Genomic DNA, 14,097 nt, shown 5'->3' on the forward strand with positions numbered 1-14,097 from the left:
TGGCGTCGGCGGTCACACGCATGTCGATCACGACGAGACTGGTTGGTAGATGCATTCTCTCGGTTGAAAATAATATGTAGACCGGTCTATTGTTGACTCATGGCATCCAAAGGAGACCTGACAAGGGCACGGCTCGCAGAATCCATGCTCGAGCTCATCCAGACCAGCGGCTACAGCGGCACGGGCCTGAACGCCGTGATCGAACACGCCGCAGCGCCGAAAGGGTCGATCTACTTCCACTTCCCCGACGGGAAGGAAGGCCTGGGCGTCGCAGCGATTGAGCTCGCCACGAAGGCATTCGGGACGCTGATTGCAGAGGCCGCGATTTCCCGGGTCGATGCGGCCGAGGCCGCACGCGCCGCGATCGAGGCCCTGACGACCATCGTCAGCGAGAGCAACTTCCGGCGGGGTTGCCCGGTCTCTGTCGTCACCCTGGAGATGGGCGCGGAGAACGAGCGTCTGCGGCAGGCGTGCGCCGCTGCCTTTGAGTCGTGGATCGCCCTGACAACCGCGTTTCTCGAGGCCAGCGGCGTTCTCCCCGACGAGGCCCGATCCCTGGCGACCGTTGTTGTGTCGACGATCGAGGGGGCGGTCATCGTCTCTCGCGCTACGCAAAACACGCAACCCCTGATTTCGGCCGCTGACATCGTTGCGGAGCTCATCAACCAGCGCTGCCAGACCGTTGGCGGAACGCGATGACTCCACGCGACGTCTCCCGTCACGCCCTGGTCTTCGGGGCCTCAGGTCTGGTCGGTCGGCACCTCGTCCTGACCCTCGCCGAGGCTGGTACGAACGTCACGGCGGCAGTTCGGACCGCCGAGTCCGGGGCCCGTGTCGAGCGATGGGTCAGAGAGCATGGCCTGACGCGGAGCATCAGCACGACGATCGTCGACTTCGACGCTCCTGAAATCGTCGCGGGTGGCCCATCGGCGTTCCCTTTCATCACAGAGATCCACAACTGCGCCGGGTCCTACCGATTCGGAATGACCGCCCAGGAGGCACGCAGCGCGAACGTCGGCATCGTCGAGAAGCTGATCGACTTCGCCAAGGACCTCCCCAACCTGCAGCGCGTGATCCACGTGTCGGGCTACCGCGTCGGCGGACAAGACCCCACAACGGTTCCATGGCCCGACGATCACCGCACCGCGGTTTACAAGGACCTTGGCGCCTACGAAGCGTCAAAAGTGGAATCCGACGCAATCTTCCAGGCCCGAGCCCTCAAGCACGGAGTTCCCTGGACCATTGTCAATCCGTCCAGCGTGATCGGCGACAGCGCCACCGGGGAATCCGACCAGCACATCGGGCTGGCCAGCACAGTCGAGCAGATTTGGAACGGCACCGCAGCAGCGTTGCCTGGAAACGAATCGACGTTTCTCCCGATCGTCACGGTCGACTATCTGGCGGCCTTCATGACGGCAGCTGCGGTCGATCCCGCTGCTGAGGGCATGGCCTACTGGGTTCTCCACGACGACACCCCACCGCTAGCGGACCTGCTCACACACGTCGGTCGGCATCTCGGTGCGAAGGTCCCGCGGGTCAGGATTCCGATCGGCGTCATCAAGCGGCTCCCGCAGCAGATCACCAAGGCCGATCCCGAGACTCTCACCTTCATGTCCGCCGACCGCTATCCGACAGAGTCCGCCGTCGAGTTCGCCGACAGACACGGGATCCTGATGCCCGACGTGCTGGTGTCCCTCGAACGGTGGGCCGACTACCTGGCAGCGCATCGGTTTGGTGCCGTCATGTCCGCCGACCGTCGATTCGTCGACGTCGGCGGCCTGAGGACATTTGAGCTCGGCGTACGAGGATCGAGTCGGGTGATTCTTCCCGGCATGCCCGTGAACGCGGACACGTGGGCAGAGGTAGCTGCCGGCATCGAGGGGCGGGTCGTCGACTTGCCCGGCCTCGGCCTCAGTAGCGGGGCCGGCGTTCAGGACTGGGATGAGTGGCTGCCGGCGGTAGTAGCTGGTGAACCTGCTGACCTCGTCGGCCACTCCATCGGTGCGGCTGCTGCAGTAGTTGCGGCTGACCGGTTCCCGGCGCAGGTGAAGTCCCTCACGTTGATCGCACCGTTCTTCCTCCAGGCCCCGATGGGTTCCTCGGCCAGACTGAAGCCGCTCGTACGCGCCTACTTGCGACACGCAGACCCGGCACGGCTCTCACGCAAACTGACCGGATCAGAAGCGAGCGCGGATTCTCTCGTTTCCAGTCTCAGTGACCTCGAGCGAAGCAGTTCCAAGAGCGTGGCCGAGCATCTCGCCCGTGCGGGATCGAAGCGGTGGCGTGCTGAACTCCAAGAAGCGCTTAGGCGATTCAGTGGCCAGGTCCGCATCATCACAGGAAGCAAAGACCCAATCGACCCCGCCGCGGTTGCGCAGCTCGAGTCACTTCCGAACATCAAACTGATCTCGCTGCCGGGTGCCGGGCACCATCCGCAACTAACCCATACCGATGCTCTCGTCGATCTGCTCGAGGGATCGCTCGCGTGACATAGACGCCTGCGGTTTCAGCAGCTGACAGAGATACGGGCATCCAATCTGCAGCTGGCCAGTCTGTCGGTGACCATCACACTCAGCACAACTCCAGTCCTTTGAGCAGTCGACGTAAGAGCTTCATGGCTGCCGAAGTGTTCACCAGGGCGTCAGTAAAACTGCGTTCCGCTTGAGCTCGCATGGAGTCACCTAGGAGAGCGCTATCCGCCATTCCCACGGCAATGGAAGCCACCGAATCCCACCCCAGCAATCATCTGAAGCCTCCTCGAATGCGTTGTTGCTCCGGATCAGTGACAACCGGGGAGGTCGACGGGCCGTGCAGTATTCGAATCGCGCAGTGTTCCTTCACTTCAATTGCAACGGAGGGGAGCGTTGAGTGGCTCGAGGCCGCATCACCGGAACCCGATACGAGTAGCGAGGCAACATGATCGGCGGGGCCGGCGCTGCAGCTTCGAGGGTGCCCGCCGCGAGCCTGGTGAGCAACACCCCATCGCCGACGGCATCAACCTCGTCGGCATCAGGCGGGTCCTCGAACTCGAGGACAGCACCGCAGCACTACGCCGCGACAACGCGCAAACAACACTGAAATCCGCACAGCCAGAAGGACACACCGCACAGTAAGGACCACCGCCATGGAAAACGACCGCGTACCCGCAGCCGTCGACGCGACACCCGACGCCGACTACATCGAACAATCAATACCCGTCGTCCAGGACGAAAACCTCTGAGTGAGTCACGGCACCTCATGGAGAGTTCGCCGTTCACACACCAAACGGCGCAGATAAACCGTGGAAGATCGTGACGTCTACGAGCTACTTCCGAGGCAGCGAGCGCTTGCGTCGCCCCACAAAAAGAATCGCCGAGCTACTTGCGTTCGAATGGCGTAGCCGCGAGGACGGTTACGTGAAATTCCGGTTTCCCTGCCACCGCCGCCGCCATACGGACTCACATGTTCAACGTCCCCACATCACTACGCCCCTTCCGTCGAGCCGGCCACGCCCGAACTGCCTTCCGCCCGGAGAAAACCGCCAACGCTCCCGTCGCCAATGACAGCGAACTACTCAAAGCCACGATCAGCGTCGGACTCGATCCGACCAAGTGACCACTCGAACCCCGCCACAACCTGACCGTCTGCCCCACAGCGTATTCGTGCGCGCTGGAGCAGTCGACGAACGATTCGATGTGGTCCACCTCGTCCTGCGCCCATCCCACCGTATAGATGCGCGGATGCACACAACGGCCCAGCGTGGCACCGTCCTCCACGTCCAGCACCCTCGCTTCGACAGCAGGACCCATACCACCGGAGATCGACTGCACAGCAATGCTGAACGTCACCACCGCGCAGATGAGTGCTGCCAGAGCAAGTATCGACAATGCGGCGACGATCCACATCCCCCTCCGCTCGCCCACCGTATCCACCCTCGACCTCATAGATTCTTGATATGACATCTACGGCCCGATACAAAATCGAGCCAACCGCGAACTCGCGCGGAGCCTCCACGGCTGCCAGCGAACGAGACACACTCCCTGCCCATTGCAGGGGCCGACGCCGAGAGCCTCAAACGAGAGCCGACCCTGTCAAGCCGCTGGTCGCCTTTCGGAGACGGCGGGATCGCCAACCGATCTCCGTGAAGTTGCATCAGACGCAACGTTGATTGGCCTCTTTTCGGGACAGATTGCTCGCCATCTCCTGTGGTCATCGGCGCCCGGTTGAGTCGGCTTCGTCAGCGAACCTTGTCGGGTGGAGACCGTGTCGGTCAGCTCGTTACGCCGCGTTAAGAACCTGAAAACTCGGGGAGCAAACCTTCCTTTCCCAGGTGAAGCAGTGAATTATCGATATGGTCGCGCATCTGGTTACCGCGCGGCATGTCGAGCGCGCCTGAAAGCACAACGGGCCGGGAGGTCACATGCTGCTACATCAATCGATCGGGTTGGAGCGCTTCAACGAACTACCGCGGCAGAAGGCGGTTCACGCATTGTTCGAGTGCTGCTGCTCGCTGACGTGGGCCGGGTGGGTCAGCGACGGACGTCCGTTCGCCGATCACGCGGAGATCCTCTCGCGCGCCGAGGACGCGATTCTCAACCTCTCGGACGAGGACGTCGAACGCGCCCTGCAATGCCATCCACCCGTAGGCGTGCGCAAGAACAGCGTGCCGTCCCACCTCGAGCAATGCTCGATCTGGGTTCCGGACGACGCCGTCATGGCAACCATCTATCGCGCCGGCGAGGAGTACGAGCGGAACTTCGGCTTCCGGTATCTGTGGTGTTCGCACGGCCACGACGCCGACGACCTGCTCGAGAACATCGGCCAGCGCATGTCCAACGAACGGTCCGTCGAGCGCAAGGTCTGCGTCGACGAGCTCGCCAAGATCACGCGGACGAGGATCGAGCGGATGCTGGGACCCGAGGACGGCTATCCCGAGTACTGAAAAGAAAAGCGGGTGCAGCGCTTTCGCGCCGCACCCGCTTTCATGCTCTGAATCGATCAGAGATCGAACTCGGCCGGAGAGATTCCGACTGCAAAACACATGTCGCGTACGACGCCGCGCTCGTGCTCGTCGAAGTTGCCGTCCGCGCCGCCGATGATGATGCCGATCTGGATGACCGCGCGAGCCTGATCCTGCTTCGACTTGAGCTTGGCGATGGTCGCGGTTGCCTCGACCTTGCCGAACTCGTAGTCCGAGGACAGCTTGCTGCAGTACCAGTCGAACTGCTCACGAAGCTCGTCCGGCGGGAAGACCGCGAGCGACTCGTTGCTCATGATCAGCGCGGCGGTCTTCTGACGCTCCGACGGATCGATCGAACCGTCTGCGGCGGCGATCAACGCGCACATTGCCATGCTCGCGTTCTTGAATTCCTTGTTCTGGAACTGGCTGGTCTTTGTCTTGAGCTGGCCGTTCATCTCCTGAGCCTTAGCCTTCAACTGATCCCAGAATGCCATGAGTCTCCTCGAGTATTGCCGCCACACACCGCGCGTGGTCGTACCACCACTCTGCCTGTGCGCTCGGCAATCCGCCATCGGCCACTAGGTGCGGTCGAACACTGCCAGAATTCGCGACTCGGAGATCGGGTCGAGCACGTCCGGGGTGAAGTGCCATTGCGTGCGGGTCCACGGATCGTGAACCTCCGTCTGCCCTGCTGCCGAAAGATGTTGGCACCCCTCGGACAGCGCGGCGACGGATTCTTCCGCGAAGTTCGACTCGTCCTCTCCGACAATCAGTATCGACAAACCGATTGCCGGCCCGCGTTCGGCGAGGAACATGATGGTCTGTGCGTCTTCGGCGGAGTATCCGTGCGGGAAATCGCTGAGGATCAACAGGCGCAGGGAACTCGGCCCGTCGGCGACGCCACTCATTCGCGCGAGTTCGCCCATGTCGACGGCCTCGGCCAGTGCCCGCAAGCGCGCCGAGATCTCGGTGTGAGCGGTGATGACCGGCCCCGCGAGCATCGGTGCCAGTCGGTCGGTCAGTGGCGTCAGCGAGCCGGTCAGATCGACGACGTCGAGTAGCGGCATCGGGCCGGCGGCCATGACACGCACGGTGACGGCACTGATCAGACCGAGCGCTGCTTTGCTCGACGTACTGTCCACCCAGATCGGCCGGCGCAATGGCAACGGGACGCAGTACGGAACGGTGAGTGTGCCGCGGTCCGGAGCCGACAGCTCGCCAAGACGCATTCCGTCGCTGACGGCCGTGATCTGGGCCGGATCGGTTGTACCCGCCCACGACACCGACTTCCACGACGCCATCGACCGTGGGAGCACGCCGTCGATCACACCGAGTTCGTGCGCAAGCTGAGCGCTGTCGCGGGCGTGATTGTCCCGCGCGAGTGAGACGAGGTCGTCGTGACGCTTCTGTGCGGCATCGCGCGCCGCCACTCCCGCTGCCGAGTTCCGCAACGACGGATCTGCGACGGCAGCGGTCAGATCTTCGTCCAAACGGGCAAGCGCGTACTCGCTGCTGGAGACGAAGGAAGCGGCAGAACGCGAGGCATCCTCGAAGATCATCCACGCGCGCTCGAGGCCTCGGCCCACCTCCAACGGCTCCACGGCGGAGTCCCACGCGGGCGCGGCTGTCGGAGCTGGTTGTGCCGGCTCGTCGTCCACCTCGACGCCGTGCACCGAGATCAGTTCCGCCAGACCACCCGCATAGCCCTGCCCGACGGCCCGAATCTTCCAGGCACCGGACTTTCGGTACAGCTCCCAGCAGATGACCGCTGTCTCGGTACCTGCGGTGGGGATCGCGAATTCGGCCAGGACCGAACCGGATTGATCGCTCAGGGTGGCGGAGAGCCCGGCCGTGCGAAAGGCGCCCGCGGCCGTCGCTGCCGGATCCACGCTGACGATGCACAACACCGCTGCCGCATCGGGGTGAAGTCGATCGAGTTCCATCCGGATGCCACTCTCGTCGAGTTGCACTCCAGCGGTGGATGGTTGGTTGTAGAACACGAAGTCCGCGGACGTCAATGCCCGCAGGTTCGCGTCCGCTACCAGCGCCGACACGTCGAACGGCGTCTGGCTCTCGGCTCGAAACGTCACCACGGGCGCCTGCAGCGGCGCGTTCTGTCCGGGAACAAAAGTCATACCCACAGCAGCGAACTATGCCATGACCGGGCTCTCTCGGTCAGCCTTGCACGTCCGCCACCACTTGATCGGCCACCGCGGTCATCCCAGCGTCCGTGAAGTGCAAGCGTTGCGCCGTCGACTCCGAGAACAGGCCTTCGAACCAACGCTGATCTGCACTCGCACATGCGTCGTGCCCGCCGGCGATGCTCGCCGCCGCAATGTCGACAGTGCGCACACCGTGGGCGTGGGCGACCTCGTCGAACTTCGTGTTGTAGCGAGCGAAGTAGTCCATGAACCAGGATGCGTCGGCGTCTGAGAACGGAATGTTCGGCCAGCATCCGCGAGAGGAGATCATGCCGCCCTCACCGATCAGGTAGATGCGAGCGTTCGGCGCGCGCTGCGTGACCGCGGTCAGGATGCGATCCAATTCTCCGGCAGCCCGGTCGATTCCGGACTGGGCGACGGAATTCGCGAGCGGGTCGTACCGGCATCCACGATCGGTTCCTGGCCCCGGAGCGACGCACAGGGGGCCGAGGAAGATGCTGTTGGAGTCGTTGCCGCCGATCGAGATGGTGATCAGGTCGGTGTCCGGGTGAACGGCATCGAGTTGGACAGGCCAGTAGTTCGGAATCAGCTGTGGAGTGTCGATGATGTTCTCGGCGCGTGCCGCGCTGCAAGAGACGTCGGTGAACTCCGCGACCTCGAGTGCCCGAGAGATCTTGCCCGCGAAGTTCTCGTACGAACGCGAACAGGCGTCGGGGTACATCGGTTCCAGCCTTGGGCCGGAGGCGCGGGAGTCACCGAGGGCGACGTACTTGATCCCGGTGCCGGATACACCTGACAGCGTTTCCGACTGCGGCACCGAAGCCTGCGCGATCCCGGTGCTCACGAGCGCCAGCACAACGCCTGCGACAGCCGCCGCCCGACCGAGAAGTTTCCCTCGAATGATCATCTACTGTGCCAAGTCCTCTCGCGCACGGCCGCTCGACTGACGGCTCGACATGCCGCATGAGGTTAACGCACAAAGGGGGAAACGATGTCCGGTTCGACGGACGGCGATCGAAATCACCTACCGCCGAACCGGATTCATCTCGACTATGCAGTCTCGACTCAAGCAGTGAGGAAACGGCCCAGCTGCGGCGCAGCTTCTCCTGCGTGCTTGGCCTGGATACCTTCACCGATGGCCTGCAGCTTCCATTCACCGTTCACGCGGTACACCTTTGCCATCACCATTCCGGTGAAAGCCATGCCGCCCTGGAGCGTGTATCGAGCGAGCTCGGAGTTGGTGGTGCTGTCCACGAGACGGCAGAAAGCGTTGGAGACCTGCTCGAACGTGTGTCCGCGGTACGAGGTCACGGTGAAGATCACGGTGGTCACGTGAGCCGGGACCCGCTGCAGATCGACGAGCATGACCTCGTCGTCGCCGTCTCCGTCGCCGGTCAGGTTGTCACCCATGTGACGGACCGAGCCGTCCTTGGACGTCAGCTGACCGTAGTAGCAGACGTCGACGAGGTTGCCGTCGGCGTACAGGAGCGCCGAAGCGTCGAGGTCGACGTCGGCGGTACGGCTTCCGAACAGGCCGCTCTTCTTGATCGGATCCCAACCCAGACCCATCTGGATCATGGTGAGCGCGACGCCGCCCTCCTTGCGGAGTGTGACCTTCTGGCCCTTGGTCAGGCTGACGGGGCGTCCCTTGACCAGGCTCACCTCGGGCTGCTGCGCCGGCGGCTGGTTCTGCACGGGAGGCGCCGGGGGTGCCTGGTTGTACGTCGGCTGCTGGTTGTACGCAGGCTGTTGGTTGTAGGCAGGCTGCTGCGCCGGCGGGTAGGCCGGCGGCGTCGGTCCCTGGTTGTAGGCCGGCGGCTGGTTGTACGCGGGCGGGGCCGGCGGAACCGGCGGCGCGTTGTACGAAGGCTGCTGCTGCGGCGGCTGGTTGTACGCCGGCGGTGTAGGAGCGACGGACGAGGGCGGGGTGATCGGCGCCGGAGCCGCGACCGGAGTGGGAGGCGGCGGTGGTGCATCGTCGACGGACACACCATGATCGGTGACCAGCGCGGCAAATCCACCCGCGTACCCCTGGCCGACGGCGCGCACCTTCCACGCACCCTGGCGTCGGTACACCTCGAGCGCGATGACGATGGACTCGGTGGTGAGGCCGTCGATCACGTACTCGTACAACACGTTCCCGGCCGCATCGGAGACCCGAGCGGTCGGTGCAGCAGTGCGCCCGAAGTTCGACGAAGCGTCGTCGAGCGTGATGACGGCGCGAACCTGCTCGATATCGGCGGGTACGCCGGCGAGTGAGACTCGGAGTGAGGCAATGCCACCCGGGTTGGGTACCAATTGCACGCCGGGTCCGGTCGGCTGGTTGAAGAAGACGAAGTCGGCGTCGGAACGAACTTTTCCGTTGCTCGTCACGAGGAGTGCAGACAGGTCAGCGGCCGCAGCCAGCTGAACCGAGACAACTACATCCGAGACGTCCAGCGGGCCGTTCTGCCCTTTGGCAAGCGATACAGACAACTAAATCCCCTTCATAGAGAGCGTGTATTACCCGAGCGCGGAAGAGAACCACCGCAAGATCTCCGCGCTCGCTGCGATACCGGACCTTTCTGTCACAGTAACGGTCGGCCGTTGCCAATTCAGTTCTTCCAGCTCACCGTGCCTGGGCCGGATCGCGAAATCGGAGTATTCGAGCATGTCCGCATCCAATGCGCCGTCACCAGCCGAGATCACGACGGCGGACTGATCCAGATCACCCGACTCGACCAGTCTGCGGCGCACCTCTGCCAGCGCGCGTGACTTCGAGACCGCGTCGGGCATCGTGTAGATCTTGCGGCCTTGACGCGAGACATTCCAGCCCCGCGTCACGCACCACCCATTCCATTCGGTCTCGAAATCACTCGGCATCACGGCCAGATCGACGACCAGGTACGGAAACAGATCGTCGGCAACACGAATGGAGCTGACCCAACTCGAGTCGATCCGCGATTCCAGTTCGGCCTGAACCTGCGGCAACTCGGCGCCGGACTTACGGGTCGAACGGTCGATCTCGTTTCGCCACTCGCGATCGGCCTCGCCGTCCACCAGGATGTTTCCGCCGTTGCTCGTGATCGCGTACTTCCACGGTCCGCCGGGAAGATCGATCCGCTGAAACTGTGCGATGGTCCGGGTCGTCGTCGGAATCACCGGAACCCGCGAGCTGAGCGCAGTCAGCAGTTCGATCGATTCGACGCTCATGTGCGAGAGCGGACCGCCGTTGTAGTACTCGACGCACAGCGGGCTCGGTGCCGAATCCAGGTCGGAGCCACTGGGATCGCCGCCGATCGCGGCCTGCGAATAGATCATCGTGCGGTCCAGATCCGTGGCGATCAGGACCTGGGACGCAGCGGTGTCCACACGGCTCACGTGATGTCCTTGATCAGGCCGACACACGAGTAGGCGAGATCCGGGACGACCTCGACCGGGACCCCACGGGCCTGTGCCAACAACCGGATGTGTGCGTGCTCCGGGGCTTCGAGTTCGCGCACCAGAACCTTCCAGGGAAGCCGGCGCAGCAGCACCCTGGTTGTTTCTCCGACACCGGGTTTGACGAAGTTGACCGTCGAGATCCCGTACTCGGCCTGCACCTTCTCCACCGACTCCCAACCGGCCCAGGTCGGCGTCCGATCGGAATCGAGCACTGCAGCAAGAGAATCCGCTGCGTCGCCGCGAACCGAATCGAACTCGGCCGAGACCACGTCGAGCAACCTGTTGGAAACGTCGACGTCGGCGAGGTCGGCGTAGAACTTGGCGCCGTGGAAATCGCCGGGCCCGATGAGGGTGTCGTTGAGGACAGTTCGTGAGACCAAGCCGGACACCGTCGAATTGAGGCACGCCGACGCGATCAGGAAGTCGTCACGGGTCCCGTACGTTCGCACGCAGTGTCCGGGGTCGGCGAGAACAGCCAGATCGGAGTCGAACTTCGCTCCGCCTGCCTCGTGGTACTCCGTCAACGCTGCGTCGAGTTCGCGGGCGATGGCGCCCTTGCCCGTCCAGCCGTCGACGAAGACGACGTTCTCCGAGTCGTGATGGTGCGCAAGATAATCGAGTGCGACGGAATCGATTCCTTTGCCACGGACGATGGACACCGCATAGTGCGGCAACGTCAACCCGCGGGTCTGCTGGGCCCAGCGCCGCATCAGAATCCCGATCGGTGTTCCGGCCCGGGCGAGTGAGACCAGCGTGATGTCACTCCCCCGCTCGGCCAAGACCAGGTCCATCACGGTCCCGACAGCGCGCGCCAACCGTGGAGCGCTCTCGGCGAGCACCGTCTCGAAAAGATCCCGGTATGCCTGATCGGGTTGGTACTCGATGGGGAGAGACTCGGCATAGTGCGCCTCACCCGACTGAATACGCTTCTCGCGCACGGATACATCCGCTTCGAGATCCACGTGCGAGAGATCCTTGAGCAGCCACTTCACTTCGCCCGGCGCGTACGAACCGAATTCGGGCCCGACCAATGGTTCGTTCATGACGAGCTCCCTGCTCTGGAATCTCGCAGCGCCGACGGATCGGCCCCGCGAACGGTGGCGACCAGGACGTCGGTGCCGGAGTTCCGCAACACCTCGACCACTCCGTCCATCGCCGTCAACCGATCGGTGTCGGCGGGCTCGTCGATGACCAGCAACGCAAGGGCGTCGACCGCCGCATCAGGCCACTGCGCGTTGTAGACGAATCGAGGGTCGTTCTCACCCAGTTCGGGCGCCGGAAAGGTGAACCCGCGACGCAGCGGGTATCCCGGCACGTCGACGACGTACGCGGGTGAGCGCGTCGTGGTCTGGTAACGAACTGCTCGCCCAGAGCTTTCCAAGCCCGCAGCGATGCGCAGTGGCAGGTACATCAACTCCTCGTGACCGATCACGATCACAGCACGCGACGCGTCGATCGACGATTTGAGAATGGACACCGCTGCCTCGACGGCTGACTCGAATGCCGCGGTGTCGCCATCGAGAAAGCCGTGCCTGCCACCGTCGGGGACATGTGCCGGCCACGGCAGATCCATCTGAGACAGCGTGCCGCGGCGATCACCGACCGGATTGAGATCGGGAGCATCCAGCGCCGTGACGCGCTCGGTCAGGCCGTCGGGCAGGACCGTCGAACCCGAAGCGAGAGAGACGTAGTCGATTCGTACATTCAACTCTGCCGCCGCGGCTTCGCCGGCGACTCGGTGTTCCTCGGTTCTCATGTCCACCAGCGAGGCCACGACGTAGCGGCTTCGCGGGCATTGCCCGTGCAGCGCCCGGATGGCATCGATCGCGGTGGCGCCGGTGGAGATCTCGTCGTCGACGAGGACCAGAGGCAGGTCGTTCTCGAACAGTTCGGCGGACGTCGGCTGCATCAGATGGCTCGTGGCGTGCGAGTGCCCCTCCTCGAATCCGGCGAGCGTCGTAGCCCCTGGTACGTCTCGGCGCGTGGAGTGCAGGTAGCAGTGAGCGTGCAGGCGAGCTGCGACGCAGTGGCCCAAACCTGTTGCGGTTTCGGCAAACCCGAGAACGACGACGTCGACACCCTCACCGAGGGTGGTCCGCACCAGATCGCCGAGGTCGTCGGCAGCGCCGATGACCACGGACGGCTCGGTGGGCACGTGCTTTCCCAGCACGGTGGACACCAGCAGATGAGCGCGACGCGGATTCCGCCGAAGTCCCGGGATCACCAGATCGGGCACCGAATGCCCGAGTGACGAATCACCGTGAACGAGGTCCAAGCCGAATTCTGCTGTAGCCCAGGGAACGTCCTTGGACTGGACAAGCTCTGTCATCGATCGACCAACGCCGTCAGCAACTCGACGAACGTGATTCCCTTGTTGGTCACACCGAACACGTGAGCTCGGAGCGCAGTCTGATGGGCCCAATTGCGGTGCGGCTTCATCTCGTTCATCTTGTTCCGGTAGCCGGACGCCTGAACTCCCCCGGCGTCGGCACCGAGAATGTCGAGGGCATCGTGATATTCCTCGTGCGTGACAGCGGACAGTGCATTGACCGCTGCGACGTGCGACGGGTGGATGACCGTCTTGCCCTGGATTCCGTTGGCTCGGTCCAGCGCGATCTCACGGAGCAGACCGTCCAGGTCGCGGCTGACGAGATGCTGACGGAACCGGACGGCGTCGTGTTCCTCGAACGGGGTGGCGCGCAGCATCGGCCGGAACATGCGTTCGTGATCGGCGAAGTACTCCCACACGGGCCCGGTGATGACAAAACCCGAACCGTCCGCGCGCCCGAGATAGTTGACGATGTCGGCGATGACGTCGACCACCACGCGCACGTCGTAGATGGTCAGATCGCGGTCACGACGGATGCCGAAGGTGCTGCACATGTCGGTGGCGCCGATGCGGACGGCAAGGATTCGATCGCGGTGTTGCGCGAGAATCCCACTGATGGTGCGCAACTCGAGATCGCGAGTATCGCGGTGCACAAGCGCGGGTGATTCGAGTACCGGCATCGCGTAGAGATGCTTGCCCAGCAACTCGGATGCGTCCGCGACGGCGTCGAGGAACACGGGGCCGGACTCGCTGCCGAACTTGGGGATTACGAACCCGGTGAGCGCGGCGCGCCCCTCGGTCAACGACGCGGCGACCTTGTGGATGTCCGCGACTTCACGAACCCGCACGAACAGCAGCATGCCGACGGCGTCGGTGGACGCGATCTTGTCGAGAGCGTCAACCGCGTTCGCTCGCGCCGACTCCACCTCGTGATCCGCGACGGCGTCCTCGAGATCAAGCACCATCGAGCTGACGCCCTCGGACGCACGCTTGACCACGATGTCGGCCAACCCGGCTCGGGTGGCAGGAACGTAGAGAGTTGCACCCAGAGCAATCGCGAGCAGATCCCTCTCGTCGGAATCCGCGAACGATCGAGGCGCATGCAGGAACAGTTGCTCCCGCACGTCATCCTCGAGATGTTGAAAGTGCTGCATTTCTCTTCTCTCTGTAACCGCAATCAAGTCCATGAAACGACCCCCTGTGACAACGCGTCGAGCAACTCCGATCCCCCGATCGGCCCGACC

12 protein-coding genes are annotated in these 14,097 nt (G+C 63.6%); 3 read left to right on the forward strand and 9 right to left on the reverse strand.

From position 1 onward, the window contains the following. Window positions 1–144 precede the first annotated feature (144 nt). Together ATN37_RS20890 and ATN37_RS20895 are read left to right on the forward strand one after the other, a co-directional pair. Window positions 145–699, forward strand: a complete 555-nt coding sequence (locus ATN37_RS20890) for a TetR/AcrR family transcriptional regulator (RefSeq protein ID WP_082893348.1) — start codon at window positions 145–147, stop codon at window positions 697–699. Next, window positions 696–2,489, forward strand: a complete 1,794-nt coding sequence (locus tag ATN37_RS20895) for an alpha/beta fold hydrolase (RefSeq protein WP_083055957.1) — start codon at window positions 696–698, stop codon at window positions 2,487–2,489. The genes ATN37_RS20890 and ATN37_RS20895 overlap by 4 nt, the downstream gene beginning before the upstream one ends. Window positions 2,490–3,437: 948 nt before the next feature. On the opposite strand, the gene ATN37_RS20900 is transcribed toward ATN37_RS20895, so the two are convergent. Continuing rightward, window positions 3,438–3,902 carry a hypothetical protein gene (locus tag ATN37_RS20900; RefSeq protein ID WP_218695569.1) on the reverse strand — a complete coding sequence of 155 codons (465 nt, stop codon included), beginning with the start codon at window positions 3,900–3,902 and terminating at the stop codon, window positions 3,438–3,440. A 497-nt stretch (window positions 3,903–4,399) separates the two neighbouring features. On the opposite strand from ATN37_RS20900, the gene ATN37_RS20905 reads away from it, so the two are divergent. After that, complete coding sequence (locus ATN37_RS20905) at window positions 4,400–4,921, forward strand: 2-oxo-4-hydroxy-4-carboxy-5-ureidoimidazoline decarboxylase (protein WP_007727034.1); 522 nt, start codon at window positions 4,400–4,402, stop codon at window positions 4,919–4,921. A gap of 56 nt (window positions 4,922–4,977) precedes the next feature. On the opposite strand, the gene ATN37_RS20910 is transcribed toward ATN37_RS20905, so the two are convergent. From ATN37_RS20910 to ATN37_RS20945, 8 genes are all read right to left on the reverse strand, one after another. Continuing rightward, window positions 4,978–5,433, reverse strand: a complete 456-nt coding sequence (locus tag ATN37_RS20910) for a tellurite resistance TerB family protein (RefSeq protein WP_003941110.1) — start codon at window positions 5,431–5,433, stop codon at window positions 4,978–4,980. An 84-nt stretch (window positions 5,434–5,517) separates the two neighbouring features. Continuing rightward, window positions 5,518–7,074: a TerD family protein gene (locus tag ATN37_RS20915; RefSeq protein WP_052959813.1), complete on the reverse strand. Its 1,557-nt coding sequence runs from the start codon at window positions 7,072–7,074 to the stop codon at window positions 5,518–5,520. A gap of 40 nt (window positions 7,075–7,114) precedes the next feature. Continuing rightward, entirely contained in the window at window positions 7,115–8,008 is an 894-nt protein-coding gene (locus ATN37_RS20920; protein ID WP_218695570.1) for an SGNH/GDSL hydrolase family protein, read from the reverse strand. Between the two features lie 158 nt (window positions 8,009–8,166). Then, window positions 8,167–9,576 carry a TerD family protein gene (locus ATN37_RS20925; protein WP_054187881.1) on the reverse strand — a complete coding sequence of 470 codons (1,410 nt, stop codon included), beginning with the start codon at window positions 9,574–9,576 and terminating at the stop codon, window positions 8,167–8,169. A gap of 27 nt (window positions 9,577–9,603) precedes the next feature. Further along, on the reverse strand, window positions 9,604–10,401 hold the full coding sequence (locus ATN37_RS20930) for an HAD family hydrolase (RefSeq protein ID WP_205907936.1): 798 nt from the start codon (window positions 10,399–10,401) through the stop codon (window positions 9,604–9,606). A gap of 56 nt (window positions 10,402–10,457) precedes the next feature. Then, the gene (locus tag ATN37_RS20935) at window positions 10,458–11,567 is read right to left on the reverse strand and encodes a cysteine protease StiP family protein (protein ID WP_003941082.1); all 1,110 of its coding nucleotides are present in this window, start codon (window positions 11,565–11,567) and stop codon (window positions 10,458–10,460) included. After that, window positions 11,564–12,853, reverse strand: a complete 1,290-nt coding sequence (locus ATN37_RS20940; RefSeq protein WP_218695571.1) for a phosphoribosyltransferase family protein — start codon at window positions 12,851–12,853, stop codon at window positions 11,564–11,566. Before ATN37_RS20940 ends, ATN37_RS20935 begins: the two co-directional genes overlap by 4 nt. Then, window positions 12,850–14,007, reverse strand: coding sequence for an HpcH/HpaI aldolase/citrate lyase family protein (locus tag ATN37_RS20945; RefSeq protein WP_042950575.1), 1,158 nt, complete (start codon window positions 14,005–14,007; stop codon window positions 12,850–12,852). Before ATN37_RS20945 ends, ATN37_RS20940 begins: the two co-directional genes overlap by 4 nt. Window positions 14,008–14,097 lie beyond the last annotated feature (90 nt).

Source organism: Rhodococcus sp. MH15 (assembly GCF_019266045.1).
Classification (GTDB): Bacteria; Actinomycetota; Actinomycetes; order Mycobacteriales; family Mycobacteriaceae; genus Rhodococcus_F; species Rhodococcus_F qingshengii.